19 protein-coding genes are annotated in these 26,634 nt (G+C 71.5%); 7 read left to right on the forward strand and 12 right to left on the reverse strand.

Going from position 1 to position 26,634, the window contains the following annotated elements:
• The first annotated feature begins 29 nt into the window (after nucleotides 1–29).
• From ACZ5CZ_RS08935 to ACZ5CZ_RS08965, 7 genes are all read left to right on the forward strand, one after another.
• Entirely contained in the window at nucleotides 30–1,280 is a 1,251-nt protein-coding gene (locus tag ACZ5CZ_RS08935) for a sugar ABC transporter substrate-binding protein (protein WP_468940606.1), read from the forward strand.
• Nucleotides 1,281–1,290: 10 nt separating this feature from the next.
• Nucleotides 1,291–2,211 (forward strand): carbohydrate ABC transporter permease, encoded by a 921-nt coding sequence (locus tag ACZ5CZ_RS08940; RefSeq protein WP_385846188.1) that lies wholly within the window; start codon nucleotides 1,291–1,293, stop codon nucleotides 2,209–2,211.
• A gap of 59 nt (nucleotides 2,212–2,270) precedes the next feature.
• Nucleotides 2,271–3,032: a carbohydrate ABC transporter permease gene (locus tag ACZ5CZ_RS08945; protein WP_468940753.1), complete on the forward strand. Its 762-nt coding sequence runs from the start codon at nucleotides 2,271–2,273 to the stop codon at nucleotides 3,030–3,032.
• Between the two features lie 77 nt (nucleotides 3,033–3,109).
• Nucleotides 3,110–4,846 carry an amylo-alpha-1,6-glucosidase gene (locus ACZ5CZ_RS08950; protein ID WP_468940610.1) on the forward strand — a complete coding sequence of 579 codons (1,737 nt, stop codon included), beginning with the start codon at nucleotides 3,110–3,112 and terminating at the stop codon, nucleotides 4,844–4,846.
• Nucleotides 4,847–4,918: 72 nt separating this feature from the next.
• On the forward strand, nucleotides 4,919–6,769 hold the full coding sequence (locus ACZ5CZ_RS08955) for an RICIN domain-containing protein (RefSeq protein WP_468940612.1): 1,851 nt from the start codon (nucleotides 4,919–4,921) through the stop codon (nucleotides 6,767–6,769).
• A gap of 671 nt (nucleotides 6,770–7,440) precedes the next feature.
• Complete coding sequence (locus tag ACZ5CZ_RS08960; protein ID WP_468940615.1) at nucleotides 7,441–8,457, forward strand: helix-turn-helix transcriptional regulator; 1,017 nt, start codon at nucleotides 7,441–7,443, stop codon at nucleotides 8,455–8,457.
• A gap of 41 nt (nucleotides 8,458–8,498) precedes the next feature.
• The gene (locus ACZ5CZ_RS08965) at nucleotides 8,499–9,647 is read left to right on the forward strand and encodes an MFS transporter (RefSeq protein ID WP_468940617.1); all 1,149 of its coding nucleotides are present in this window, start codon (nucleotides 8,499–8,501) and stop codon (nucleotides 9,645–9,647) included.
• Nucleotides 9,648–9,673: 26 nt separating this feature from the next.
• Here ACZ5CZ_RS08965 and ACZ5CZ_RS08970 read toward each other — a convergent pair whose 3' ends face one another.
• From ACZ5CZ_RS08970 to ACZ5CZ_RS09025, 12 genes are read right to left on the reverse strand one after another with little or no spacing between them, the layout of a single operon-like run.
• On the reverse strand, nucleotides 9,674–11,125 hold the full coding sequence (locus tag ACZ5CZ_RS08970) for an MFS transporter (RefSeq protein ID WP_468940620.1): 1,452 nt from the start codon (nucleotides 11,123–11,125) through the stop codon (nucleotides 9,674–9,676).
• On the reverse strand, nucleotides 11,122–11,931 hold the full coding sequence (locus ACZ5CZ_RS08975; protein WP_468940622.1) for a thioesterase domain-containing protein: 810 nt from the start codon (nucleotides 11,929–11,931) through the stop codon (nucleotides 11,122–11,124). The genes ACZ5CZ_RS08970 and ACZ5CZ_RS08975 overlap by 4 nt, the downstream gene beginning before the upstream one ends.
• Nucleotides 11,924–15,091, reverse strand: coding sequence for a non-ribosomal peptide synthetase (locus tag ACZ5CZ_RS08980; protein WP_468940624.1), 3,168 nt, complete (start codon nucleotides 15,089–15,091; stop codon nucleotides 11,924–11,926). Before ACZ5CZ_RS08980 ends, ACZ5CZ_RS08975 begins: the two co-directional genes overlap by 8 nt.
• A gap of 58 nt (nucleotides 15,092–15,149) precedes the next feature.
• On the reverse strand, nucleotides 15,150–15,974 hold the full coding sequence (locus ACZ5CZ_RS08985; RefSeq protein WP_468940627.1) for a shikimate dehydrogenase family protein: 825 nt from the start codon (nucleotides 15,972–15,974) through the stop codon (nucleotides 15,150–15,152).
• On the reverse strand, nucleotides 15,974–16,954 hold the full coding sequence (locus ACZ5CZ_RS08990) for an amidohydrolase family protein (protein WP_385846176.1): 981 nt from the start codon (nucleotides 16,952–16,954) through the stop codon (nucleotides 15,974–15,976). The genes ACZ5CZ_RS08985 and ACZ5CZ_RS08990 overlap by 1 nt, the downstream gene beginning before the upstream one ends.
• A gap of 26 nt (nucleotides 16,955–16,980) precedes the next feature.
• Nucleotides 16,981–17,250, reverse strand: a complete 270-nt coding sequence (locus ACZ5CZ_RS08995) for a phosphopantetheine-binding protein (RefSeq protein ID WP_385846175.1) — start codon at nucleotides 17,248–17,250, stop codon at nucleotides 16,981–16,983.
• Complete coding sequence (locus ACZ5CZ_RS09000) at nucleotides 17,250–18,227, reverse strand: amidohydrolase family protein (RefSeq protein ID WP_385846174.1); 978 nt, start codon at nucleotides 18,225–18,227, stop codon at nucleotides 17,250–17,252. Before ACZ5CZ_RS09000 ends, ACZ5CZ_RS08995 begins: the two co-directional genes overlap by 1 nt.
• Nucleotides 18,224–19,741, reverse strand: coding sequence for an AMP-binding protein (locus tag ACZ5CZ_RS09005; RefSeq protein ID WP_468940630.1), 1,518 nt, complete (start codon nucleotides 19,739–19,741; stop codon nucleotides 18,224–18,226). The genes ACZ5CZ_RS09000 and ACZ5CZ_RS09005 overlap by 4 nt, the downstream gene beginning before the upstream one ends.
• Nucleotides 19,742–19,764: 23 nt before the next feature.
• On the reverse strand, nucleotides 19,765–21,453 hold the full coding sequence (locus tag ACZ5CZ_RS09010) for an aspartate aminotransferase family protein (RefSeq protein WP_385846171.1): 1,689 nt from the start codon (nucleotides 21,451–21,453) through the stop codon (nucleotides 19,765–19,767).
• Nucleotides 21,454–21,469: 16 nt separating this feature from the next.
• Nucleotides 21,470–22,138 (reverse strand): GNAT family N-acetyltransferase, encoded by a 669-nt coding sequence (locus ACZ5CZ_RS09015; RefSeq protein ID WP_385846170.1) that lies wholly within the window; start codon nucleotides 22,136–22,138, stop codon nucleotides 21,470–21,472.
• Nucleotides 22,135–23,082: a fatty acid desaturase family protein gene (locus ACZ5CZ_RS09020; RefSeq protein WP_385846169.1), complete on the reverse strand. Its 948-nt coding sequence runs from the start codon at nucleotides 23,080–23,082 to the stop codon at nucleotides 22,135–22,137. The genes ACZ5CZ_RS09015 and ACZ5CZ_RS09020 overlap by 4 nt, the downstream gene beginning before the upstream one ends.
• Before the next feature lie 60 nt (nucleotides 23,083–23,142).
• Nucleotides 23,143–26,268 carry an amino acid adenylation domain-containing protein gene (locus tag ACZ5CZ_RS09025; protein WP_468940634.1) on the reverse strand — a complete coding sequence of 1,042 codons (3,126 nt, stop codon included), beginning with the start codon at nucleotides 26,266–26,268 and terminating at the stop codon, nucleotides 23,143–23,145.
• Nucleotides 26,269–26,634: the final 366 nt, after the last annotated feature.

The raw sequence follows: 26,634 nt of genomic DNA on the forward strand, positions 1-26,634 counted from the left end.
GGAGTTCGCGGAGTTCCTACCTTCGGCTCATGCGAACCGATTCGACACAGCGCCGTCGGGCCGGCGCCGTCGTCACCGCCCTGGCCGTGGCCCTGAGCGCTGCCGCCTGCTCCTCCGGTTCCGGCGGCAGCAGCAGCCGGAGCGCCGACAGCGGGACGTACACCGTCTGGGACCCGTACCCGCAGTTCGACAAGGCCTCGGACTGGGCGAAGCTGCTCGACCAGTGCGGCAGCAAGGCCGGAGTCACGGTCAAGCGGACCGCCTTCGACACCGGCGACCTGGGCAACAAGACCCTGTTGGCGGCGCAGCAGGGGAACTCCCCGGACGTCCTGATCGTCGACAACCCGGTGGTGTCGACCCTCGCCGAGGCGGGCGTGCTCACCACGACCCACGACACCGGGCTGGACACCTCGAAGGCCGACCCCAACCTGCTCGGGGCCGGCCGGTCCGGCGGCAAGACCTACGGCACGCCCATCGGCGCCAACACCCTCGCCCTCTACTACAACAAGAAGGTGCTCCACCAGGCCGGGGTCGACATCGCCTCGGTGAAGGACTGGACGTCGCTGACGGCGGCACTGGAGAAGGCCAAGAAGGCGGGGAAGAAGGGCATCACCTTCTCCGCGATCGGCACCGAGGAGGGCAGCTTCCAGTTCCTGCCCTGGTTCTGGGGCTCGGGTGCCAAGCTGACCGCGCTCGACTCCGCCCAGGGCGTGCAGGCGCTGTCCCTGTGGAAGGGCTGGCTGAAGAACGGATACGCGCCCAACTCGGTGCTCAACAACACCCAGACCACCAGCTGGCAGGAGTTCGCCACCGGCGACTACGCGTTCGCTGAGAACGGCACCTGGCAGCTCGCGGGCGCCAAGAAGGCCGGCCTCGACTACGGAGTCCTGCCCATCCCCGGCGCCCGCGGAGGCAGCGCCGCCGCGCCGACCGGCGGCGAGTTCGTGACCGTCCCGGTGCAGCAGGACACCGCCCGCTACGCCACCACGCGCACCCTGGTGTCCTGCCTGACCAGCGCCGACCACCTCTACACCACCGACACCACCCTGTCCTACGTGGCACCCACCAGAGCGGTCCAGGACAAGCAGGTGGCCGCGAACGCCGCTCTGAAGCCGTGGGTCGACGCGGTCAGGACGGCCAAGGGCCGCACCAGCGACGACCTGGGCACCAAGTACCCCACCATCTCCGAACAGCTGTGGAAGGCCGTCCAGGCCGCCCTCAGCGGCTCCGAGTCGCCCCAGGACGCGCTCACCCATGCGCAGCAGGCCGCGGCCAGGTGACGTGAGCCCGATGAAGCAGCCGACACACCCGCCCGACCACCGGCCCCGCCACGTCCCGAGCGGGTGGGCCGCGTGGGGCTTCCTCGCCCCGGTGGCCGTCTATCTCGCCGTCTTCTACGCCTATCCGCTCTACCGCAACCTCGATCTCAGCCTGCGCGACTACACCGTCCGCTCCTTCGTCCAGGGCGACGCGCCGTTCACGGGCCTGGCGAACTACCGCAAGGTCTTCGCGGACCCGACCTTCGCCCCGGCCCTGCTGCACACCGCGGTCTTCACCGCCGTATGCCTGGTCTTCCAGTACGCCTTCGGGCTCGCGCTCGCGGTCTTCTTCAACCAGAACTTCCGGCTCTCCGCCACCCTGCGCGCCCTGTTCCTGGTGCCGTGGCTGCTGCCGCTGATCGTCTCGGCGTCCACCTGGTCGTGGATGCTGAACAGCGAGTCGGGCGTCGTCAACGCCGCCCTGCAGGCCGTCGGCATCGCTCCGGTGAACTGGCTGACCTCGCCGTCCTGGTCCCTGACCTCGGTGATCATCGCGAACATCTGGATCGGCGTCCCGTTCAACCTGGTCGTCCTGCACAGCGGCTTGCAGTCCATACCGGCGAGCCTGTACGAGGCCGCCGCCCTGGACGGGGCGAACGCCTGGCAGCGCTTCTGGCGCGTCACCTTCCCGCTGCTGCGGCCGGTGTCGGCGATCACCCTGCTGCTGGGGCTGATCTACACGCTCAAGGTCTTCGACATCATCTGGATCATGTCCAAGGGCGGCCCGGCGGACTCGTCCACCACCTTCGCCACCTGGTCCTACCGGCTCGGCTACGGCAACCTGCTGCCCGCCTTCGGCCCCGGCGCGGCCGTCGGCAACCTGCTCGTGGTCGTCGCCCTGGCCTTCGGGCTGGTCTACCTCCGGGTACAGAGAAAGCAGGCGCTGTCGTGAGCCGAATCCGCACACGCTCGTGGGGGAGGACCACGATCGGCGTCCTGCTGACCGGGGCCATGCTCTTCCCGGTCTACTGGATGCTCAACGTCTCCCTCACCCGGGACCAGGACATGCGCAAGAGCCCGCCGGACCTGCTGCCGCTGCACGGCACCCTGGCCGGCTACCGCACCGTCCTGGACGAGCAGCTGCCCTACCTGGGCACCAGCCTCGTCATCGGCCTGGGCACCGTCGTACTCACCGTCGTCGTGTCCGCACCGGCCGGATACGCCCTGGCCAAGCTGCGCCCGCGCGGAGCCGGCATCCTGAGCTTCGTGCTGCTGGCCGCCCAGATGATCCCCGGCATCATCATGGCGATGGGCTTCTACGCCATCTACCTCCAGCTCGGCCTGCTCCAGTCCGTCCCGGGCCTGATCGTCGCCGACTCCACCCTCGCCGTCCCCTTCGGCGTCCTCATCTTCACCGCGTTCATGTCCGGCATCCCCCGCGAACTGCTCCAGGCCGCCACGACCGACGGCGCCGGGCCGCTGCGCACCTTCTGGTCCGTCGTCCTGCCGGTCAGCCGCAACGCCGTGGTCACCGTGTCCCTGTTCGCGTTCCTGTGGTCCTGGTCCGACTTCGTCTTCGCCAGCACCCTCGTGAACGGCGGTGCCCACGAGCCGATCACTCTCGGCATCTACCACTACATCGGCAACAACAACCAGCAGTGGAACGCCATCATGGCCACCGCCGTGGTCGCCTCGCTGCCGGCCGCGGTCATCCTCGTCCTCGCCCAGCGCTACGTCGCGGCCGGCGTGACCGCCGGCGCCGTCAAGGACTGACCGCCACGCCCGACTCCCGTGTGCCGGCCGGACCGTGCGCCGGCCGACACCCCCTGCCCAGAAACGAGTCACACCACATGACCGCCCTCCGGCCCGGCCCGGCCTTCTCCGTCCACGACATCCCGTTCAGCATGTGCGGATCCTGGTTCGACATCTCCCCGGTGGTGGCGGAGAAGACGTACGCCGAGGACCTGCACCTCGTCTCGCACCAGAACGGCATGCACGCCGTCCTGCGCCTGGTCCCGCTGGACCCGGGCACGGGCGGCCGTGCCGAGACCCGTGTCGAGGCGACCCCGGGCCTGCTCGGCTGGACCGGCGGGAGCGGGCGCGTCGACCTCGCGTACGAGTCGCCGGACACCGTACGGCTGCGGGGGAGCGGCCTCGGCCTCGGCGTCTTCGCCGCCGCATGGACCCTGACCCCGTTCAGCGGAACGTACTTCTTCCACGACCGGGCCACGGACGCGCATGTGTTCACGTCGTACGAGACCGGACGCCGCTACCGGGTCACCGTGCTGTCCGGCACCCTCGCCGAGACGGTCGGAGCACAGGCCCTGGGCAGCGCCGACCGCGGTCTCGCCCTGGCCGCCGCGGCGGACGGGGGCTGGGAGATCGCGATCGAGGAACTCGACACCGCCCGCCCGCCGTACACGTCCTCGGCAGCCTTCGACGAGGTCGTGGCCGCCGCGCGGCGGGCCTTCGCCGGCTTCGCCGACGCGGTGGCCCCCTGGCGCTCGTCCGCCACGCCGGCCGCGGAACTGGCCGCGTACGTTCTCTGGTCGGCGACCGTGGCGCCGACGGGTCTGGTCACCCGGCCCGCTGTGCTGATGTCCAAGCACTGGATGGACAAGGTCTGGAGCTGGGACCACTGCTTCAACGCCCTGGCCCTCGCCCCCGGTTCGCCGGAGCTGGCCCTGGACCAGTTCCACCTGCCCTTCGACCACCAGGACGCCGCCGGGGCCCTGCCGGACTCGGTCACTCACTCCGAGGTCCTCCACAACTTCGTCAAGCCGCCCATCCACGGCTGGGCCTTCGGCCGTCTGCGCCGCCGGCTTCCTACGGCGCTCAGTCAGGAGGAACTGACCGCCGTATACGACCGGTTGACGCGCTGGACCGACTTCTGGCTCACCGCGCGGCGCGCGCCCGGCGCCGGACTCGCCCACTACCAGCACGGCAACGACAGCGGTTGGGACAACGCCACCGTCTTCGACCCCGAGCGGGTGGTCGTCACCGCCGACCTGGCCGCCTTCCTCGCCCTCCAGCTTCGTGAACTCGCCGACCTGGCCGCCGAGTTGAGCAGGCCGGACGAGGCGGCCCGGTGGACACGCACCGCCGAGGAGATGCAGAGCGCACTGCTCGACCAGCTCTGGACCGGCGACCGGTTCGTCGCCCGCGGGGCCGACACCGGGGACACCTGGAGCAGCGCCAGCCTCCTCGACCTGATGCCCATCGTGCTGGGCGAACACCTGCCCGACGAGTTCAGCAGCGCGCTGGCCGACCGCATCAAGGCCCACCTGACGCCGTACGGCCTGGCCACCGAACTCACCACCTCACCGCACTACCTCGCCGACGGCTACTGGCGCGGCCCGATCTGGGCCCCGGCCACCGTTCTGGTCGAGGACGGCCTGCGCCGCACCGGCCACCACCGGCTGGCCGACGACATCAGCGCCCGCTTCCGCGCCCTGTGCGAGACCCACGGCTTCGCCGAGAACTTCGACGCCCTCACCGGAACCGGCCTGCGCGACCGCGCCTACACCTGGACCGCCAGCAGCTACCTCCTGCTGGCCGAAGCCCACGCACATCGGGGCAGCCGCTGACCGGCCGTCCTCCGTGAGCCCCGGGGGCCGTTCAGTCCCCGGTCCGCCCCCCACCCCGTTAGGAGCCGCACAATGAAGTCGCTCTCCCAACCGACCGGACGCGCAGCGCGCACCAGACGCCGAGCCCTCTCGTCCGCGGCCGTCCTCCTGGCCACCCTGGCCGCGACCCTGGTGCCCACCGCTTCGTCACAGGCCGCCGACACCACCGTCGCCGTCGACTTCTCCGTCGCCGGGGGCGCCCCCACCTACCATGCCTCGGGCACCCTCTACGGGATGACCGAGGACGGTTCGCTGCCCCAGGACCACTTCTACAAGGACATCAAGTGGAAGCTGGAGCGGGCCGGCGGCGCCCAGTTGGACAGCCCCGGAGGCTGGGTCGCCGGCAAGTACGACCGCCGGTGGAACTCCACCCTCGCCCAGTACAGGCGCACCAAGGCGCTCGGCGGCACCTTCGTCATCCTGCCGCACGACCTCTGGGGTGCCGACGGCACCACCAAACCCACCTTCCCCGGTGACAACGGCGACTGGTCCGGCTTCGACGCCTTCTACAACCGTCTTCTCGGCGACGTGAAGGCCGCGGGCATGACCGACATCGAATGGGACATCTGGAACGAGCCCGACTGCCCCGGGTTCTGGGATCCCGGCATGCCCCAGTACCTGGAGATGTGGAAGCGCGCCTACCAGAAGATCCGGGCCGCCATCCCCGGCGCGGTGATCGTCGGCGCGAGCACCTGCGGCCACCCCACGGTGGACAACGGCTGGTGGACCACGTACCTCGACTACGTGAAGGCGAACAAGGTCGAGCCGGACATCTACAGCTGGCACGACCTCCCCGGCGACCCGGTCGCCCACAGCAACTCCCTCAGGTCCCTGCTGGCGGCACGGTCGATGACGACCAGCCGACCCTTCCAGGTCAACGAGTACGGCGCCAGCAACGAGCAGAACCCCGGCCGCGGCGGCTGGTACATCTCCCGTCTGGAGCGCGCCGGAGCCGACGGACTGCGCGCCAACTGGGCCTGGGGTGCCAACCTGCACGACTTCGAGGCGAACCTGCTGACCAAGACCGGCAGCCAGTATCTGCCCCTGGGCGAGTGGTTCCTGTACCGGTACTACGGCTCCCAGACCGGAAACATCGTGAACCTCACGCCCGGTACGAACACCGACGGGCTGGCGACGAAGGACAACGCCGCGCGGAACGCGAAGATCCTGCTCGGGAGCAACGGCAACACGGGCAACGTCACCGTCGGCCTCAACCGGCTCGACACCACCTCGGTCGTGGAGAACGGCCGGGTCCGCGCGATAGTCCAGCGCATACCCAACAACGGCGGCGCCGCGGTGACGGGTCCGGTGACGGTCTCGGACCAGACCCTGACCGTGAGCGGGAACTCCGCTTCGGTGACCGTGCCGTGGACGGACGCGGCCGACGGCTACACGGTCACGCTGCTGCCGCCGTCGAACACGACCGTCTCCACCGTCGCGGTGGCCGAGCACAGTGGTCAGTGCCTGGACGACACCAACCTCTCCGCCGCCGACGGCACGCAGTACCAGCAGTACCTCTGCGAGGGCGGCTACCAGCAGATGCTGGACTTCAAGCCGGTCGCCGGACGGGCGAACACCTACACGATCGTGGACGAGCACAGCGGCAAGTGCCTGGACGTCTCGGGTGCCTCCACGGCCGACGGTGCCGCCGTCATCCAGTGGACCTGTAGCGGCACCACGAACCAGATGTTCACCCTGAACCCGGTGACCGCGCTGGGCAACAGCAAGGACTACCAGCTGGTCGCGGTGCACAGCGGCAAGTGCGTCGACGTCAGCGGGGTCTCGACCACCCCCGGCGCGGTGATCCACCAGTGGACCTGTGACCCGGCGAGCGCGCTGAACAATAAGAGGAACCAGATCTGGCGCCTCCAGGGCATGCGCTGACCCGTCCCCGGGCGGGGGCTCCCCGCGTGAGAGGGAGACCCGCCCGGGCCGACCGGTGACGCGGCGGACGGCCTTCGGCCCGCTGCCGGCCCTTTCCCGGTGACAACGGAAGGGCCGCCGACGACGGCCTGCGCGGAAACCGGGGGTCGGGCACCGCACTGCACGACCACGAGGCCAACCTGCTCACCAAGAACGCCTCCGGCCAGTACCTGCCGGGCGGCGAGTGGTTCATGTACCGCTACTGGGCTCCCAGACGGGCGACGCCAACCTCCACGAAGAAGAACCAGAGCTGGCGCCTGTCCGGCACGAGCTGACACCGATGGCCGCGCGCGGTTGGCCGTAAATCCCCGGTCCGGCACGAGCCGGAGGACCCTGGAGAACACGGCCACCGCGCCGCGTTTCCGCCATACGCGCCACCGAAAACGAGCCGTACCTCTCCTTGAATTCCCCTGATCCGAGCAGCCGTTCGGAATCAGCCATACTTGTATGACGCATGTTCAGCTGCCGTGACTCCGCGTTCTCATGGGTAGAGATCGACGCGCCGTCTCCCGTATAGGCCGCACGGCCTATTGAGACAGCAGCCGGGACGGTGGACAGTATGCGAAGAGGAAGGGAGAGCTCCGGTGGCGGCACGAGACCTCGACACATGGGTACAGGAACTCTATCGGGCCATGTCGAGGAACTCCGGTCTGGGAGTGACCGAGGCCGCCGATCTGGCCCGGATACCGACCGCGCGGCTCGGTGAGACCCAGCAGCGGCTGATCGAACTGGGCCTGCTGGAGCCCGTGCCGGCCACGGCCGGCGCGGTGGGGGAGACCCGCCCGGCGCGGCATGTGACGTCGACACCGGAGGTGTCCCTCGCCCGGCTGATGCAGCGCAGCGAGGACATCTGGACCCGTCTCCAGCGCGAGATGCAGACGACGTACGCGGCGATGTCCGTGGTCGCCTCCGAGTTCACCCGCACCCAGGCGGCGAAGATGCAGGTCATCCACGCGGACGTGCTCACCGACCGTGGCCGGATCGACCAACTGCTCCGGGACGCCGCCGAGTCGGCGACGGAGGAGATCGTCAGCATGCACGCCGGTGTCTCCTCCTCGGTGGAGGCGCTGGCGGCGGCCCGGGAGCGCGACCGCAGGGCGCTGGAGCGGGGGGTGCGGATGCGCGCCGTCCATCTGGCGTCCACGGCGCGCAGTCCGCACGGGTACGCCCACCTCAAGGCCCTCGACAAGGCCGGGGTCGAGGTGCGGCTGCTCCATCACGTACCTTTTTGCTTTCTCATAGTGGATGATTTATTCGCTGTTACCCCGAGGTTTCAGCAACCGGGGAATTCGGCGGTCACCGTGCTGCGCGGGCGGGAGATCACCCGGATGCTGGGAGAGGTATTCGAATTCTGCTGGCTCAACGCCAGTTCATTCGCTTCCGTGAACGAACCCGTCGTCCAGGGGCCGGAAAACGAGGCCGACGGCGGACAGCAGCCGACGGCCCAGCAGCGGGTCGTACTGCAAATGATGTCGGAGGGTATGAAGGATGAAAGCGTTTCCCGGAAACTGGGAATCTCGGTCCGCACGGTGGGCCGCGCGGTCAATTCCCTCATGGCCCAGCTGAACGTCCAGACCCGGTATCAACTGGGCGTGCGCGCGGCCCGGATGGGCTGGATCACCGGCACGGCACGGGACGCCGAGACATAGGACTCCCCGCCTGGCGGCGCTGCGCCGTCGTCGCCGCCCTCATGCTGGCCGCGTTCGCCTTCAACACCACCGAGAACCTGCCGATCGGCCTGCTGCGGCTCATCTCCGTGGACCTGCGGGTGTCCCTCCCGGCCGTGGGGCTGCTGGTCACGGGGTACGGCGTGACGGTGGCGGTGATGTCCCTGCCCGTCGCCCAGATGACCCGTGCACTGCCCCGCCGCCATCTGCTCACCGGTCTGCTGGCGGTGTTCGCCCTGTCGAGCTGGGCACCCGTGGCGTGCGGTCGCTCGTACCCGGCACTGCTGGCGGCCCGGCTGGCGACCGCGCTCGCCCAGGCGCTGTTCTGGGCGGTCTCGGGACCCGTGGCCGTGGGTCTGTTCCCGCCCGCACGGCGCGGCCGGATCATCGGCCTGGTGTCGGTGGGCGGTTCACTCGCCCAGGTGCTCGGGGTGCCGGCCGGCACCTGGCTGGGCGGCAGATTCGGCTGGACGACACCCTTCGTGGTGCTCGGCGGGGCAGGCTGTGTCGCCCTCGCCGTGATCGCGCTGCTGCTGCCGACCACACCTCCGGACCGGGGGCACGCCGTGCGCGGCAGCGAGCCGGACGCCCGGCGCTTCACGGCCGTCCTGCTCACCACCGCCCTGTCGGCCGCCGGGGTGTTCACCGGTTTCACCTACCTGACGGCCTTCCTGAGTGACGTCGCACGGTTTCCCGGCGGTGCGGTGAGCATGCTGCTGTCCGTGTACGGCGGCGCCGGGTTCGCCGCCGTCGTCCTGGCCGGGCCCCTTCTCGACCGCTTCCCGCGCGCCCTGCCCGTGCTGCTGGTGGCCGGTCAGACGGCGGGGCTGTGCGGGCTGTACGCGGCCGGCGGGCACGGGCGGGGCGTGACCGTGGGCGCGCTGGTGCTGCTCGGGGTGTCCATGGGGCCGTTCTTCATGGCGACCCAGAACCTGGTCTTCCGCGCGGCGCCCGGCCGCACCGAGCTGGGCCTGGCCGGTAACTCCGCCGCGTTCAACGTGGGCGTGGCGGTGGGGGCCTCGACGGGCGGGGTGCTGCTGCCCGCCGTGGGCGTGCGGGGTGCCTTCCTCGTGGGCGGGCTGCTCACGGCCCTGGCACTGGCGGTTCTGGCAGGCCCCGGCCGGCCGCCGCGTCCGGCCGGCGACCGGGCCGCCGCGGTCCCGGCCGAATGAGGGCACCCCACGGACGCGGGCAGGCGCTATACCCGCTCTCTCGTCCGGGACTCCAGCCTGGCGAGCAGCACCAGGCTCAGCAGGCCGATGAGGACGAGGGCGAGGACGCCCGCGCGGAAGGCGGGCACATAGGAGTGGTCGCCGAGAGCCGAGCTGTAGGCGGCGCCGACCGCTGCCACGCCGAGGGCGCCCGCGAACTGGGAGGTCATCAGGATGCCGCCGGAGGCCGCCCCCACGTCCGCGGTGTCCACGCCCCGCAGGGCCAGGGAGAGCAGGGACGGCAGGACGAGGCCCTGCCCCATGCCGCACAGGACGAGGCCGGGCTCCAGCCAGAGCGCCCGGACGAGCGTGCCGCCGCCCATGGCGGCGCCGACCGGCAGATAGACCAGTCCCAGCAGGATGACCACGGTGCCGCCCAGCAGGGCCCTGCGGCCGAACCGGGGCACGAGCCTGCGGGCGGCCAGTGAGGCCAGGGCGAAGGCCGTGCCGAGCGGTACGAACGCCAGTCCCGCGGCCGGCGGGGACAGCCGCAGGCCGTTCTGGAGGTGGAAGGCGAGCACGAGGTAGAAGCCGGAGTTACCGGTGTAGAAGGCGAGCGCGGTGGGGACGCCGTTGGCGAAGCCGGGCAGTCTGAACAGCCGCAGCGGCAGCAGGGCCGAGCCGCTGTCGGCGGGGAACCGTGCCTCCCACCGCAGGAACAGGGCGAACACGGCGAGCGCGGCGGCGAGCACCGGCCCCACCCACAGCGGCCAGCCGTACTGGGCGCCGAAGACCAGCGGGCAGAGCAGCAGCGGCACCGCCAGCGAGATCAGCAGCACCCCCACCGGATCGAATCCGGGGCGCCTGCCGGATTCCTGCCGGCCCGGCAGGGCGCGGGCGCCGACCAGCACCGCGGCGAGGCAGAACGGGATGTTGACGAGGAAGATCAACCGCCAGCCGAGGCCGGCCACATCCGACGTGATCAGCACCCCGCCCAGCACCTGACCGGTGACGGAGCCGCAGCTCAGCGTCGCCCCGTAGAGTCCGAGCACCCGGGAGTGCTCGGCGGGCGGGAAGAGCACCTGGATCAGCGACAGCACCTGAGGGAGCATCAGCGCGGCGCTCAGACCCTGGAGCAGGCGGGCGGCGATCAGCTGGCCGGCCGAGCCCGCCACCGCGCACAGCACGGAGGTGGCGCCGAAGCCGGCCATGCCGTACAGGAACATCCGGCCGCGGCCCCACAGGTCGCCCAGGCGTCCGCCGGTGATCAGGCCGACCGCGAAGGCCACGATGTAACCGCTGATGACGAGCTGCACCTCGGCGAAGGTGGCGTGCAGCTGCTTCTCGATCGAGGGCGCGGCGATGTTCACGATGAACGTGTCGAGCATCGCCATGAACGGCGCCACCAGCAGCACCAGCAGCGCCACCGTGCGGTGCCGCCCCTGCCGGGTGTGGTCAGGCGTGGTGCGGGTGCTCGTCGTTCCGCGGACGTCGCTCATCGGACCTCCGCCCCGGCGAGCCTGTCGGTGACCTCGGCGGCGATGCGGGCCAGGCCCGCCCCGGACCAGATCGAGTGGTGGTCGCCGGGCACGGTGACGACCTCGGCCCCGTCGAGCACGCCGTCCCAGGTGCGGCCCACCGGGGGTGACTCGGCGGCCTGCACGCACAGGGTCCGGCCCCGGTGGCCGGGGCGGGCGCGGTGCGTGTACAGGGCCTGGACGTGGGCGCGGAAGACGTCGTAGCGGCGGCGCAGCAGGGCCGGGGAGAGGTCGGCGAGCAGCGAGTCACCGGCGGTCGCCGCGGCGAGGAAGCGCTCCGGAGAGGACTCCTCGGGCAGGGCCGCGACCGTGGCGCGGACCGTGTCGGCGGGCACCCCGGCCTCGCTCAGCAGATCGTGCACGAACCGGCGCAGCAGTTCCGGCTCGGCGGGCACCGGTGCGGGCACCGGGCAGGTGGAGTCGACGAGGACCAGCAGGGCCACGTCCGTCCCGGCCCGGTCGAGCCGGAGCGCCGTCTCGTGGGCCACCACTCCGCCGAACGACCAGCCGAGCAGGGCCAGTTGGCCCTCCGGGTGGCGTGCGTGCAGCAGTGCCGCGTACCGCTCGGCGAGTTCCGGGACGTCGGTGACGGGAGCGCTGTCGTTGTCGAAGCCGGGGGCCTCGAGGGCGAAGACGGGCCGGCCGGCGCCGAGGGCCCGCCCCAGCGGGACGTACGGGAACGGTGAACCGGAGACGGCGTGCACGCAGTACAGCGGCGGCAGCGCGCCGGTCTCGGCGAGGGTCAGCAGCAGGGCGTCGTCAGACATCACTGGCGCCTTCCTTCCGTGGGGCGCCGAGGAGCCGGGCCACCTCCGCGGTGACGTCCTCGACCGTGGGGTGGGCGTACAGGGTCCTGGTGCTCAGCTCGGCGCCCAGCTGCTTGTGGATCCGGCCGACCACCCGCATGGCCTGGAAGGAGGTGCCGCCCAGATCGAAGAAGCCCTGGCCGGGGCGTATCTCGGCGCCGTCGAGCACCTCCGAGAAGATCCCGGCGACCCGGCTCTCCAGCTCGCTGCCCCACTGCCCGCCCTCGGCCCGGGCGGTGTCCGGCTCCGGGCCCGGCTCGGGCAGCCGGCGCCGGTCGACCTTGCCCGAGGAGGTGAGCGGCAGCTCGCCGAGCAGCACCCACGCCGAAGGGATCATGTAGGCGGGCACCGCCTCGGCGAGCAGGCGGCGCAGCCGGGCGGTGTCCAGGTCCGCGGGCTCCGGGGTGCCCACATAGCCGACCAGCCGTTTCGCGCCGTCGGCGGAGGTGTGCAGGACGACGGCCGCGGTGGTCACGGCGGGATGGCGCAGCAGGGCCGACTCGATCTCGCCGGGCTCGATCCGCAGCCCGTTCAGCTTGACCTGGTGGTCGCGTCGCCCGTGGAACTCCAGGGCGTGTTCGGCGTTCCAGCTCACCAGGTCGCCGGTGCGGTACACCCGCTCGCCCGGTCCCCACACGTCCGGCACGAACCTCTCGTCGGTCAGCTCCGGTGCGCCGAGGTAGCCGCGGGCCAGCCCGGCGGGCCCGCCGACCAGCAGCTCGCCCGGGACGCCGCGGGGCACGAGGTTGCCCCAGCGGTCGACGACGTAGAGCAGGCGGTTGTGCTGGGGTCTGCCGATGGGCGGCACGGTCGTCCAGGTGCGCCCGGCGCAGACGTGGTGGGCGCAGGCGACGGCGGCCTCGGTCGGGCCGTACATGTTGACCATGGTCCGGCCCGGCAGGTTCCACTTGTTGACCAGTTCGGCGGCCAGCACGTCGCCGCCGGCCATGAGATGGCGCAGCCGGGGATACGGTTCCGGTTCGAGCAGGGCGAGCAGGGCGGGCATCAGGCCGGCGTAGGTGACCTCGCTCTCCCGCATCAGCGCCGCCAGCTCGCCGGGGGAGCGGGCGGTGTCGGCGGGGACCAGGACCAGCGTGGCGCCGACGGTGAGGGCGGTGAAGATCTCACCCTGTGCCATGTCGAAGGTGAGCGCGGAGAATTGCAGCAGCCGGTCCTCGGGGCCGAACGGGAAGACCTTGCGGTAGCCCTCCACGAAGCAGGTCAGCGCCGCGTGTTCGACGACCACGCCCTTGGGCTTGCCGGTCGAGCCGGAGGTGTACAGCACATAGGCGGCGGAGTGTTCCGTGGCCCAGTCCGGGAGCGGTCCGTCGGCGTCGGACTCGTCGTCGGCGGCCGGGCGGGGATCGTCCACGAGCAGCGTGACGCGGTCCGGGTCGGGCGGTGCGGCGTCGCGCAGCCGGTCGCGGGTGATCAGCACCCGGGCCCCGGCGTCGGCCAGCAGCAGGCCCAACCGGGCCCGCGGCTGAGCGGGGTCCAGGACCGCGAAGGCGCCCCCGGCCTTCAGCACCGCCAGCTCGGCGACCAGGGCGTCCAGGTCCTTCTCCAGCAGTACGGCCACCACGTCGCCGGCCCGCAGGCCCGCCCCGCGCAGCCGGCGCGCCAGCCGGTCCGCCCGGCGGTCCAGCTCGGCGTAGCCGATCTGCTCGTCCCCGCACACGGCGGCGACGGCATCGCCGCGCCGGGCCGCCGTCCTGGCGATCCGCACGTGCAACGGCTCGGCGGGCAGCGGGAGTTCGTCGCCCGTGCCGACCCGCAGCAGTTCCTCCCGCTCGGCGCCGGTCAGCAGCGGTACGGCGGACCGCCGCAGCCCGGGGTCCTCGGCCACCGCCTCCAGCACGGCCGTCAGATGGCGGGCCAGCGCCTCGATCCGCCAGCCGTCGAAGAGCTCGGTCGAGTACTCCAGATCCAGGGTGATCCGGTCGCCGGCCTCGAAGAAGTTGACGGCGAGGTCGAACCTGGACTGCGGGATCCTCGGGGTGACGATCTCGATGTCCGCGTCCGGCAGCCCCGGCCCGGCCTGGGCGGCGGGGTCGGCCACCAGCTGGACGGAGACCTGGAACAGCGGGTTGCGGCCGGGCTCGCGCACCGGGCGCAGCCGCTCCACCACCCGCTCGAAGGGGACCCAGCCGAAGTCGTGCAGGTCGATGGTCTGGTCGAGCACCCGGTCCAGAAGTTCCCCGAAGCTGGGGTCGTCGGACAGGTCGGTCCGGAACACGACCATGTTGACGAAGTGCCCGACGACGCCCTCGGCTTCCGGGTCGCCCCGCTCGCCGAGCGGCACGCCCAGCGGGATGTCGTCCTCGCCGGTGTAGCGGCTGACCAGCACGTTGACGGCGGCGGCGAGGACGACGAACAGCGAGACGCGGCGGCTGCGGGCGAGCTGCCGCAGCCGGGAGACGAGTGCGGGCGGCAGCACCTGGCGGACGTGGTCGCCGCTGGTGGAGGGGGCGGAGCCGCGCAGCCGGTCGGCGGGCAGTTCGGGCACGGGCAGCGCGGCGAGCCGGTTCTCCCAGAAGTCGAGGCCCGCGGCGAGTTCGCCGGCCTCGTCGACCTCCTCGCGGCGCCGGCGCACCCAGGCGCTCCAGGAGGGAGCCGGCTCCTCGGCGGCGGAGCCGTCACGGTAGAAGGCCAGCAGATCGGAGACGACGAGGCCCAGGGAGGTGCCGTCCACGACGATGTGGTGGAAGACCAGGGACAGCACATGGTCGTGCGGGCCGAGCCGCAGCAGCAGGAAGCGGTGCAGGGGGCCCGCGCGCAGCGAGAAGGGCCGGGCGGCCTCCGCCGCGAGCAGGTGGTCCAGCTCGCCGGCGCCGGCGTCCTTCTCCTCCCAGTGCGCGGGTGCGGGCGGGGCGAGGAGCTGGACGGGGCCGCCGTCGGTCTCCGGGAAGGAGACGCGCAGCGCCTCGTGCCGTGCGACGACCCGGTCGGCCGCGGCCCGCAGCCGGGCGGGGTCCAGCGGGCCGCGCACCCGCAGGGCCAACGGGACGTTGTAGACGGGCTGGTGGGGGTGGAGCCGGTCGAGGAACCAGAGTTGTTCCTGACCGTGGGTGAGCGGAAGCCGCTGCACCTGGGCATTACCGACGTCGTTCGGCGTCTTCATCGTCCCCTGTTCTCGCTCTCGCTCTCGCTCTCGTTCACGGTCTCGGTGCCGCTCCGGCTCAGGTCGACGGTGTCATGTCGCCCGCGAACATGAAATCCACCATCAGGCCGACCTGGGCGGCCAGCATCCGGCCGCCGTCGACGGTGGCGCAGCCCGCCGCGGCGGCCGCCGCGAGCAGCGCCGTCGGCCGGGGCGCGATGACCGCGTCGGCGACGACCTCGGCCCCGGTGAGCACGCCGGGCGCCACCGGTGGGCCGTCCTCGGGCCGCATGCCGACGGCGCTGGCGTTGACGACGAGGGCGTAACCGTCGCCCGGTGCCGTCACCGCAGTGACGCGGACGCCCGGGACGGCGGCCGCGACCCGGTCGGCGAGGGCGTCGGCCCGGGCCGCGGTCCGGTTGGTGATGTCCAGCTCCGCCACGCCGTGGTCGGCCAGGGCGAGGGCGATCCCGGAGGCCGCCCCGCCGGCCCCCACGAGGAGCACGCGGGCGTCCTTGACGGTGCCGCCCGCGTCCTGGATCGCTCGCACCATGGCCTCGCCGTCGAGCATGTCGCCGGTGAGGGAGCCGTCCTCCTCGCGCCGGATCACGTTGCAGGCGGCGGTGCGGGCCACCCGCTCGCCGGCCGTCGTCAGCAGGGGGACGACGGCGTGCTTGTGCGGCATGGTGACCACGGCGCCGCGGAACGTGTCGGTGACGCGCAGCGCGGCGGCGACCGTGGCGAGGTCGTCGGCGGCCACCCGCAGGGGCATCAGACGGGCGTCCAGGCCCCGCCGTTCCAGCTCCGCGTTGACCAGCTCCGGGGAGCGGGCCTGGACGACCGGGTCGCCCAGCAGCAGGGTCAGCGCGGTGCGCCCGGTGATCGGGGGGAAGCCGGCCGGCATCACGCACCCGCCAGGGCCGTGGCTGGCACGGTGTCCACCGCACCGGCCGGGAGCAGCCGGGTGAGGTTGCCGGAGAGGATCAGCTGCTGTTCGCGCCGTTTGACGCCCGCGAACACGGTGGGCCCGTGCACGATCTTCTCCACCAGCCGGGTCAGGCCGTTGGTCATGCGGTTCAGCGGCCAGTCCGTACCGAAGACGATCTTGTGGTTGATGCCCAGCCGGAACAGATGGTTCAGATGTGCCTCCCAGCCGTGCGGGAAGGCCGTGCCCGCGAAGCCGCCGATGTCCAGGTAGACGTTGCGGCGGTACGACGCGAGGTACCCGGTGACGTCCAGGTGCACCAGCCCGCCGTGGCCGAGGATGAAGTTGACGCCCGGGAAGGAGCGGGCCGCGCGGTCGATCTGGAGCGGGTGCGCCGGCTCGTAGGCGAAGCTGCCCGCGGTGGGGCCGGTGTGCACGAAGACCGGCAGGCCGCGCTCGGCACAGATCTCGTAGTACGGGAAGAGCCGTTCGTCGGACGGCGAGTAGCCGCACGGCGGATAGAGCTTGATGCCCTCGAACCCGTACTCGCTCACATGCCGTTCGAAGTCCCGCAGCCCCTCCTCTCCGCGCCGGGGGTCCACGCCGATGAACACCCAGAAGCGTCCGGGGTGCCGCTGCCGGATCTCGTGGTGGCGGGCGGCCATCTCGTCGAGGGACAGCCGCATCGGGTGCAGCAGCCCGAAGTCCGGCACCAGCAGGACCGTGCGGGCGACACCCGCACGGTCCATCTCCTGGACCAGCTCGTCCGCCATGTCGTCCCGGTGCTGGGCCTGAAGGGCCGTCAGCGCCCGTCCGGCGCGGGCCGGAATGCCCTCGGCGGTGTGCCGTCGCTCGATGTTGGCCGCGACGTCGGCCACGAAGCGTTCCGGGATGAAGTCCGCGGACGCCACATGGCAGTGCGCGTCGAAGATGACGGGCAGGTCGGTCGAACTGGTCACGGTTCTCCACTTCCGTTCGTTCGGACTCAGGCGTCGGTGGCGGCCGCCGTGGGGAAGCAGTAGGCCAGCAGGCCCCGGAGCGAGAACGCGCCGGCCTCCTCCGCGTGCTCGTAGTCGAACTCGATGTCCGTCTCGTCCTCCAGGTAGGCGATCAGCCCGGTGAAGCCCATCGAGTCCAGGACGCCCGCGGCGAACAGGTCGGTCTCCGCGTCGAGTTCGCCCTCGTACTCGCCCTCGTTCCACTCGACGACCCAGTCGAGCAGCTTCTGCTCCAGGGCCGCAAGGTCGACCGCCATCACTGTGCTCCCATCCGCCCGGCCGGCAGCCGGTCTCCTGTCAGGAGGCGCTCGATGGTGCCCCCCATGATCATCTTTCGCTGTGAACGCTTGATGCCCGCGAACACCGTGGAGCCTTCCCGGAACTCGCCGACCACCTGGGCCAGCGTCGCGGAGAGCCGGAAGGCCGGCCAGCTGGAACCGAACACGATCTTGTGGTTCAGGCCCAGCTTGAACACCCGGTTGAGGTGGTGCTGCCAGCCGTCCGGATCCAGTACCGACACGAAGCCGCTGACGTCCACGTACATGTTCGGCCGGTAGCCGCACAGGTACATGGCCTCCTCGACGTGCGTCACCGCTCCGTGCCCCATGATGAAGTTGACGCCCGGGAAGTCCCGGGAGGCCTGGTCCAGCAGCAGGGGCTGGCCGTAGGTGAAGTCCAGGGCCTGCCAGCCGGGCCCGGTGTGGCTGAGCACCGGTAGCCCGCGCGCCGCACAGATCTCGTAGTACGGGTACAGCCGCCGGTCGCTGGGCGAGTAGCCGGCCAGCGGATACAGCTTCATCCCCTGGAAGCCCAGTTCGTCCACGCAGCGCTCGAAGAGGGCCACCCCCTCGTCGCCGGCGCGCGGGTCGACACCCCACAGGACCCGGAACCGGCCGGGGTGCCGGCGCAGGATGCCGGCGTGCAGCTCGGCCAGCTCGACCGGGGTCAGCTTGGCGTCGGCGACATGGGTGAAGTCCGGGACGATCAGCACCGACTCGTCGACTCCGGCGGCGTCCATCTCCTTCACCAGCCGGTCGGCGTCATGGTCCTGGTACTGGGCGTGGACCCGCTCGTAGATCCGGTCGCGCTTGACCGGCTGGCCCATCGTGGAGAGCCGGTGGTAGGCGTTCTCCGCCTGCTCCTTGATGTACTCGGGCGGGATCGCGAGGTCGCTGCCCAGGTTGACATGGGCGTCGATGATACGGATCCGCTCCGGGCCGGCTGCGCTGGTCACGCGCGTTCCCCCTTGTTCTCGCGACGGGCCGACAACTCGGCGAAGTACTCCTCGACGGCTGCCCGGCGCAGCTTCATGTTCTTGGTCTGGAACCGCGGGTCGGAGTGCAGCGGGTGGTCGACGAAGACCAGGCTGCCCAGCCGGCGGTGCTGCTCGATGGTGCCGTTGACCTTCTCGATCGCGGCGCGGGCCGCGGCCTCGGTCTCGGCCGTGACCGGGCCGGCCAGGCTCACCACCGCGCCCAGCCGGCCGGAGGTGCCGGAGGAGACCACGACGAGTTCCGCGACCCCCTCGGCACCGGCGAACAGGGCCTCGATCTCCGCGGGGTTGACCTTGCGTCCGCTGCCGAGCGTGATGACGTCCTTGCGGCGGCCGCGCAGCGTGAGGAAGCCGTCCTCGTCCAGCGTGCCGAAGTCGCCGGTGAGGATGGATCCGTCGGGCAGGAAGGTCGGTTCGGCCGCGGGGTCCACCTGGAAGTAGCCGAGGCTGAGCGGGGCCGGCCGGGTGATGACCAGCTCCCCGTCCTCGGTGAAGGTGACGGCGCTCGGGTCGATCAGTTTGCCGACGGTGCCGGCGCGGCGGGCCTTCTCGGTGTTCCAGGCGATCATGCCGCACTCGGTCATGCCGTACGCCTCCAGCAGGCTCAGCCCGGCCGCCGCGTAGGCGTCCAGGGTCGAGGTGCGGATCGGCGCCATCCCGGTGATCATGAAGCGGATCCGGCCGCCGAGGAAGGCGTCCAGGGACTGGCCCTTGCCCGCCTTGCGGTGCAGCTGGAGCGTGGAGTCGTAGAACACCGGGGGCGCGATCAGGAAGGTCGGCCGTTCGCTCTGCAAGGCGGCGAAGACACGTTGGAACGGCGCCAGGGCCACGTCGGCACCGGCCCACAGACAGCAGTAGACGGACAGGCGCTGCTGGTAGTTGGAGAGCGGCAGGAAGATCAGATGCCGGTCCTCGGCGCTGACGCCGAAGGCCTCCAGGAAGCGGTTGATCACATACTCGGTGCCGCTGCGGGAGATCCTGAGCCCCTTCAGGGATCCGGAGGTACCCGAGGAGAACACCAGGCTGTGCAGGTTCGGCAGGTCCTGGACGGGGGCGTCCAGCCGCAGCCGGCGCCCGGCGAGACGGTCGCCGGGGGAGAGCACCGGGCCGTCCGCCGGCGGCTCCTGCCCGTCGTGCTCGGCGACCAGCGCGACCAGCCCGGCCTCGGCCAGGAACGCCTCGACGTCGTCGGGCGGCGGTGTGCCGTCGGGCAGCGCGTACAGATGCGCGCCGACTTCCAGCGTCGCCAGGTCCCAGACCAGCCATTCGAGGCTGTTGCGGGCGTTGATCCCGATCAGCTGGCCGGACCTGACCCCGGCCGTCCGCAGGTCGTCGATCCGCTCCCGCACCAGCTCGGCCAGCCGTGCGTGGCTGATCTCCCGGCGGGTGCCGCTGATGGAGATGTCCACCACCGTCGCCGTGTCGTTGCCCGTGTAGTGGTCGAGCAGACCCTGCAACCGCATCTCTTCGCTCACTGGTGCCTTCCTCTCGGTGGGCCTCACTCGGCCAGGTGCTTTCGGATCTCGTCGGCGAGCTGTTCGACCCTGGTCGCGACGAACCAGCTGATGCCTCCGGCGAGCAGGGCCTCGTAGCCCCCGGTGCCGGCGTCCCACTCGATGTCGATGTCGACGCGGCAGGCGGTCCCGCCCGACGGCACGACGGTGAAGCCGCGGCGCAGGGAGGTCCACATCCAGCAGTCGCCCGCGCTCAGGACCGGCCCGTCGGGGCCCGCCGCGTAGTGGTCCTCCCAGACCACGGGGTCCTCGCCGAGGGTGCCGGCGAACTCCGGTTCCACCGGCGGGCAGTCCTCCTGCTCGGGGTGGAGGCTGAACGGGTCCAGCGACCTGGGCCGCCGGCCGAGCAGTTCGCGCACCGCCGGTGCGGGGTAGGGCAGCTCCACGCTCAGCCGTTGCGGCGACATGGCGTCCACGCCCGTGGCGCCGCCGCCGGCCTGGTACGCCTCGACCTCCGCGAGCACCTCCTCCAGCACGTCCAGGCCCCGGTCGAGTTCGGCCTCGCCGATCACCATCGGCGGCTGCACCCGCAGCACGCTGTTGTTGTACAGCGAGTACGTCGAGGTCACCTGGTGCCTGATCAGCAGCCGGAGCACCAGGCCGCCGAGCGCCTCGTCGTGGAACTCCAGGCCGTGCATCATGCCGAGGCCCCGGTGGGCGCGCACCAGCTTGGGGAAACGGGCGGGAAGCTCCGTCAGCCGCCGCTGGATCTGCTCCGCACGGGCGTTCACCCGGGCCAGGAACTCCGGTTCCGAGGCGAGCTCGACGGCCGCGAGACCGACCGAGCAGGACAGCGGGTTGCCGCCCAGGCTGGAGCCGAAGGTGGACGGGGTGCGCTTCAGCGAGGTCCAGACCTCCGCGGTGCCCAGCACGGCCGAGATCGGCAGCAGGCCGCCGCCGAAGGCCTTGCCGATGCACACCAGGTCGGGGAGGACGCCGAACTGCTGGTGGGCGAAGAAGGTGCCGCAGCGCCCGAAGGCCGTCTGCATCTCGTCCAGGATCAGCAGCGCGCCGCGCTCGGTGCAGATGCGGCGCACCTCGCGCAGATAGTCCTCGGAGGGCACGATGACACCGCCCTCCGCCTGCACCGGCTCCAGCAGCACGGCGGCGGTGTTCTCGTCCACGGCCGCCTCCATCGCGGCGATGTCACCGAACGGCACCTGACGGAACTCGCTCATCAGCGGCCGGTAGACCGCCTCGTGCTCGGGCCGGCGGGAGGCGCTCAGGGTGGCGATCGTCTTGCCGTGGAAGCAGTCGACGGCGGTGACGAAGTACGGCCTGCCGGTGGCCGCGCGGGCCAGCTTCAGGGCGTTGTCGATGCTCTCGCCGCCGCCGTTGGCCAGGTAGGAGTAGCGCAGATGCCCGTCGGAGAGCCGCGCGAGGCGCTCCGAGAGACGGATCTGCACCTCCTCGAAGAGGATCTTCGTGCTGTTGAGGTTGGCGGTGTCCAGACGGTCCCGCAGGGCCTGCACCAGCCGTTCGTGCGAGTAGCCGAAGGACTGGTTGCCGTACTGGTCGAACAGGGCCAGGAAGGGCCGGCCGGTCTCGTCGTAGACATGGCATCCCTCCCCACGGCCCTGCACGCCGCAGCCCATGGTGAAGGCCATCTTGGCGTAGGTGGGGTGGTTGTACGCCGCTTTCGTCTCGGCCAGGGTCTGGCGTTGTGTACGCACGTCCGCTGCCTTCTCGTCAGTGGGAGCCGGAGGCCAGGACCGGGTCCTCCGTCTGTGCCGCGTGGGCTCGGCGCTGCTCGGCGTAGTCGCCGAAGAAGTACTCCAGCAACTGGCGTTCCTTGCCGTCGCTGTGGGCGATCCGCTCCGCGGCGCCGGCGAAGTCGAGGCCGCCGACCAGGCTGAGCGGTGCGCCGGCGAACCGCTCGTCGGGGTAGGGCTCGCACAGTGCGACGAAGCCGAGGGACTGGTAGAAGCCGCGCAGCGCGCCGGTGTCGTCCACGAAGAAGTCGCCGACCAGCCGGGTGGCGCCGCACCGGATGCCGTGCAGCAGGCCCGCGCGCATCAGGCCCATGCCGAGCATCCGGTGCCGGACGTCGGGCCGGGTCATCAGATGGCCCAGCTCCACCACCGTGTGCCCGTCCTTGAACTCGGTCAGGTCCGCCACGTCCTCGCAGGGCAGCCCCAGCTCCGAGTCGCGTACGACCTTGATGCAGCCGACCGCTTCGCCGTCCAGCCGGGCGAGGATGTAGTCGGCGTACGCGTCGAACCGGTCGAAGGTCCCGGCCATGTCGCCCGCGTCGTCGAGCCGGCCCTGGTCCTGGACGTACACCTGGTCCCGCAGCCGCATCACGGCTTCCTTGTCCGCGGTGCTCGTCGCGAGCGCGTAGGTGGTCTCGTCGGTCATCGCTCGGCCTTCCCTTCGCCGCGGACCAGCCAGCGGAAGAAGTCCCGGTAGCTGCGGTGGTGGTAGCGGGCCTGGGGGACTACGTCCCGGTGCATCTCGGACAGCTTGTGGAAGGGCAGGGTGGGCAGCAGGTGGTGCTCGACGTGGAAGTTGTTGGTGTTGGTCAGCCACGCCATGAAGCGGTTGGAGGTGATGGTGCGGGTGTTCTGGAACACGTCCGGGGTGTCGGTGTCGCAGCGGAAGTGCTCGGGCAGTTCGATCAGCGCGTGCGCCGGCAGCCCGACCAGCGCCATCGGCAGCAGCCAGGCCCAGACCACGGCCCAGGAGTGGGTGAGCGCACACACCGCGACCGACGCCGCCAGCGTGCCGAGGATGATCAGGTGGTCGCGCCGGATGCGGCGCTGGGTCAGCGGGCTCTCCTCGCCGATGTCGCGGCCGGTCAGGACCCGTCCGCTGGTCAGCAGGAACTGCTTGTAGTGGGCGATCATCGACAGGCGGTACAGCCACAGCCCGGTCGTGCGCACGAGGGTGCTCTTCTCGCTGCCGTACTGGTCGCCGTAGTCGAAGAACTCCTGGTTCTCCGGGGTTCCGAGGTCGCGGTGGTGCCGCAGATGCGAGACCTGGTAGGCGGCGAAGGACACCAGCGTCGGCAGGCCCAGGATCACACCGGCGATGACGTTGAGGCGCCGGCCGCGGAAGGCGATGCTGTGCAGGGTCTCGTGCTGGAGTTCCAGCATGTGCGCGAACATGAGCCCGACGACGACCGTGCCGAGCGCCCGGGCCCACAGGGCCGGGGTCAGGGTGAGCCAGATGCCGCCGGCCAGCAGGACGGCGACCAGGGCGAGCTTGGCCGCGAAGATCCGGCCGTCTATCTCCCGGCGCAGGTGTTTGTACTTGGCGAGTAACTCCGGTGTTTCCCGATACTGTTCCGTGCTTTCGAGCATGCCTTCTCCCAAGGGGACGGCGTGGTTGCCGGCCCCTGTGTCAGCGATTGCGGGCGCAGGTCAGGGGGTGGAGACCCGGCGGGCGAGGCCGGCCACGGTCGGGGCGTCGAACAGTTCACGCATGGTGGGCCTGACGCCGAACGCGGCGCGTACCCTGCCGAGCAGGCGCGCGGCGGACAGCGAGTCGCCGCCGAGCTCGAAGAAGTCGGCGTCGGCGTCCGGCGCGGGCACGCCCAGGACGTCGGCGAACAGGTCGGCGACACGCTGTTCGGCGGAGGTCAGCGGGGCACCCGAGCTTGTGGCACGGGCCACCGCCGGTGCGGGCAGGGCGGCGCGGTCGATCTTTCCGCTCGGGGTGAGCGGCAGCGTGTCGACCACGGTGACGAGCGGCACCAGATGGCCCGGCACCTGCTCGGCGAGGCGGGCGCGCAGCGCGGCGGGGTCGAGGGTGGCGCCGTCGGCCGGCACCACGTATCCGGCCAGCCGGCGCTCGCCCGGCCGGTCCTCCCGGACCATGGCGGCCGCCCGGGCGACGCCCGGCAGCCGCAGCAGAAGCGTTTCCACCTCGCCCAGCTCGATCCGGAAGCCGCGCACCTTGACCTGGTCGTCGTTGCGGTTGAGGAACACCAGGTTGCCGTCCGGGGTCCAGCGGACCAGGTCCCCGGTACGGTACATACGGCTGCCGGGCGGACCGAAGGGGTCCGGTACGAACCGGTCGGCGGTCAGCTCCGGGCGGCCCAGATAGCCGAGGGCCAGTCCGACGCCCGCGATGTACAGCTCACCGGGCACGCCGGCCGGGACCAGGCGCCGTCCCGCGTCCAGCACATAGACCCGGAAGCCCGGTACCGGCCTGCCGATCGGCGGTGCCGGCGCGTCCGCCAGGGTGAGTTCGTCGCTGACGGTCGCGTAGACGCTCGCCTCGGTCGGTCCATAGGCGTCGATGAGTCGGCGCTCGCCGGTCCAGTCCTGCACCACCTGGGGTGTACAGGCCTCGCCGGCCACCACGAACGTCACCGATGCGGGGACCTGCGCGGGGTCGAGCACCTGGAGCACCGAGGGCGGCAGCATCACATGGGTCACGGCGGACTCGGTGAGCAGCCGCTCCAGTTCGGGGCCGGGTTGCAGGCGCGGCTTGTCGGCCACCACCAGCGTCCCGCCCGTCAGCAGGGTCATCCACACGTCGGCGACCGACATGTCGAAGCTCGGTGACACGAACTGGAGCAGCCGGGTGTCCGCTCCCAGGCCGAAGCACTCGGTGGCCAGGTTGCGCAGGTTCGCGGCGCCGCGCTGCGGGACGACCACACCCTTGGGCGAACCCGTCGAGCCGGAGGTGTAGATGACGTACGCGGGGTCCTCCGGGTCGAGCGGTCGGATGCGGTCCGCCTGGCCGAGGGGCGCGTCGGACAGCCGGGCGAGCCGGCCCTGCACGCTCGGGTCGTCCAGGTTCACCCGGATCGCGTCCAGCGCCTCCATCGCCTGGTGGGTGCTCGCGTCGACCAGCAGCAGTACCGGGCGGGCGTCGGCGGTCATGTAGGCCAGCCGCGGTGCCGGATAGCCCGGGTCGAGCGGCAGGTAGGCGGCGCCCGCCTTGAGGACCGCCGCCATGGCGGCCACCAGCCGGATCGAGCGGGGCAGCCCGAGGGCCACCACATCGCCGGGTCCGACCCCGCGGGCGGCCAGCAGCCGGGCGATCCGGTTGGTCTGCGCGTCGAGTTCGGCGTACGTCACGGACGTGGTGCCGTCCTCGACCGCGACGGCGTGGGGGGTCGCGGCGGCCTGCACGTGGAAGAGGTCGGGGACCAGGTGGTGCGGGCCGCCGGGATCCGCCGCGGTGCCCCAGTCGAGCAGCAGCGCCCGTTCCTTGGCGCCGACCAGGTCCGGCCGGGACACCGGGGTGTCCGGTCCGATCTCCAGGATCTGGTCCAGGAAGTCGAGCAGGCGCCTGAGGTGGTCCTGTGCCTCCTGCTCGGTGTAGAGCCGCGGATTGGCGTCGACGATCAGCTCCACCTCGTCGGCGGACGACTGCCGGAAGGTGACACTGATGTCGTCCACGCCCACACCCTGCACGCTGCGCCGCAGGGCCGTGCAGGGCCCGAACGAGAGGTCCGACTCGAAGCCCAGCACGTTCACCACCGGCCCGGAGATCTGCCGGCCCCGCCCGACCAGGCCGAGGTCGCGCAGCAGCTCCTCCGCGCGGTACCGCCCGTGCAGCGTGATCTGCCGGATCTCGGAGCGCACCCGCCGGGCCAGCTCCGACCAGCTGTCCGCGGGGTCACACGTCACCCGCAGCGGAAGGATGTTGGCGGTCATGCCGGGCACGGTGCGGCCCGCCTTGCTGGTGCGGCCCGAGATCGGCATGCCGAGGGTCACATCGGTGCGGTCGGTGAGCCGGGCGACGTACACCGTCGTGGCGGTGATGGCCAGCTCGGACCAGGCCACGCCGAGGCGTTGGGCGGTGGCGAGGAGCCCTGCCACGCGCGCCGGGCCGAGGTCGGTCTTCACGCGCTGTGTCCCGCGCGGGCCGGGTGACGGCCGCGGGGAGAGCGTCGGCGGCTCCGGCGCCCCGGCGAGCCGGGCGAGCCAGAAGTCGCGGTCGCGGTCACGGCGCGTGGAGGAGCGGTAGGCGCTGTCCTCCTGCTGGAGGATCTCCATCGGGGCGAGCGGCGCGGACCGGGACTGCGGGACGCCGCCGGCGAGTTCGGTGTAGATCTCGGCAAGCCGGCGGCCCACGAGGTCCAGGCTCCAGCCGTCCAGCACGATGTGGTGGCCGCGGCGGTAGTAGAGCAGGTGGTCGTCGGCGAGCAGGAACAGGGCGGCGGAGAACAGCGGGCCGGCCACCAGGTCCGTCCGCCGCCCCATGTCGGCTTCCATCCAGGCGAGCGCGGCGGCCCGGGAGTCGGAGCGGTCCCGCAGGTCGACTCGTGTCAACGGCCAGCACGGTTCGTCGCCGAGGAGCTGCACGGGGCCGTCCTCGCCCTCGGCGAAGGTCACCCGGCAGGCCTCGACCTCCGCGCTGAGCCGGTGGTGCGCGAGCGTCAGCGTCTCGGCGCTCACCGGGCCCTTGATCTCGAGGTAGTCACCGACATTGAAGGTGGATCCGTCCGGGTCTGCTGCTTCTCCGGCGAACCAGACCCCGAGCTGGGCTGCGGTGAGGGGTCGGCTCGGCTTTTCGCCGGACTGGCGCATCACAGTGGGCCTCCAAGGAATTCCGGGCATTCCGACGGAGCCCTAGGGCCGCGGCAATGAGGCCTGTGGGCGGTGTGCAGGTGAAATGGCTGAGACGGCCAGAAATCTCTCAGCGAGCGGCGTTGCGACTCTGGTCCGGTGAGTCCGACCCCCTGGCTTCATCTTCACCGCAGGTCTCCCCGTGTCGCAACGATCTTGGGTGACCTGAACACGACATGACTGGAACCGGACAGCCGTGCATTCCGGTCGCGTGACAGAACGCGGTTTTCTGCCACGTGCACAAGAGAGCCCGTTCCACCTGGCCGGACGCCGGCCGCGGGCGGGGGCCAGGCCGACCGGCCTGCGCCGCGCGGCCGCCTCGGGTCG

The organism is Streptomyces sp. NPDC031418 (genome assembly GCF_055581605.1).

What these genes read in the sequence shown, in the direction of transcription:
- ACZ5CZ_RS09020 (WP_385846169.1), bottom strand. Translation starts at nt 23,082, where the DNA reads ATGCTCGAAAGCACGGAACAGTATCGGGAAACACCGGAGTTACTCGCC.
- ACZ5CZ_RS08960 (WP_468940615.1), top strand. Translation starts at nt 7,441, where the DNA reads ATGTCGAGGAACTCCGGTCTGGGAGTGACCGAGGCCGCCGATCTGGCC.
- ACZ5CZ_RS08985 (WP_468940627.1), bottom strand. Translation starts at nt 15,974, where the DNA reads ATGCCGGCCGGCTTCCCCCCGATCACCGGGCGCACCGCGCTGACCCTG.
- ACZ5CZ_RS08970 (WP_468940620.1), bottom strand. Translation starts at nt 11,125, where the DNA reads ATGAGCGACGTCCGCGGAACGACGAGCACCCGCACCACGCCTGACCAC.
- ACZ5CZ_RS08935 (WP_468940606.1), top strand. Translation starts at nt 30, where the DNA reads ATGCGAACCGATTCGACACAGCGCCGTCGGGCCGGCGCCGTCGTCACC.
- ACZ5CZ_RS08945 (WP_468940753.1), top strand. Translation starts at nt 2,271, where the DNA reads ATGCTCTTCCCGGTCTACTGGATGCTCAACGTCTCCCTCACCCGGGAC.
- ACZ5CZ_RS09025 (WP_468940634.1), bottom strand. Translation starts at nt 26,268, where the DNA reads ATGCGCCAGTCCGGCGAAAAGCCGAGCCGACCCCTCACCGCAGCCCAG.
- ACZ5CZ_RS08975 (WP_468940622.1), bottom strand. Translation starts at nt 11,931, where the DNA reads ATGTCTGACGACGCCCTGCTGCTGACCCTCGCCGAGACCGGCGCGCTG.
- ACZ5CZ_RS08965 (WP_468940617.1), top strand. Translation starts at nt 8,499, where the DNA reads ATGCTGGCCGCGTTCGCCTTCAACACCACCGAGAACCTGCCGATCGGC.
- ACZ5CZ_RS08940 (WP_385846188.1), top strand. Translation starts at nt 1,291, where the DNA reads ATGAAGCAGCCGACACACCCGCCCGACCACCGGCCCCGCCACGTCCCG.
- ACZ5CZ_RS08995 (WP_385846175.1), bottom strand. Translation starts at nt 17,250, where the DNA reads ATGGCGGTCGACCTTGCGGCCCTGGAGCAGAAGCTGCTCGACTGGGTC.
- ACZ5CZ_RS08980 (WP_468940624.1), bottom strand. Translation starts at nt 15,091, where the DNA reads ATGAAGACGCCGAACGACGTCGGTAATGCCCAGGTGCAGCGGCTTCCG.
- ACZ5CZ_RS08950 (WP_468940610.1), top strand. Translation starts at nt 3,110, where the DNA reads ATGACCGCCCTCCGGCCCGGCCCGGCCTTCTCCGTCCACGACATCCCG.
- ACZ5CZ_RS08955 (WP_468940612.1), top strand. Translation starts at nt 4,919, where the DNA reads ATGAAGTCGCTCTCCCAACCGACCGGACGCGCAGCGCGCACCAGACGC.
- ACZ5CZ_RS09015 (WP_385846170.1), bottom strand. Translation starts at nt 22,138, where the DNA reads ATGACCGACGAGACCACCTACGCGCTCGCGACGAGCACCGCGGACAAG.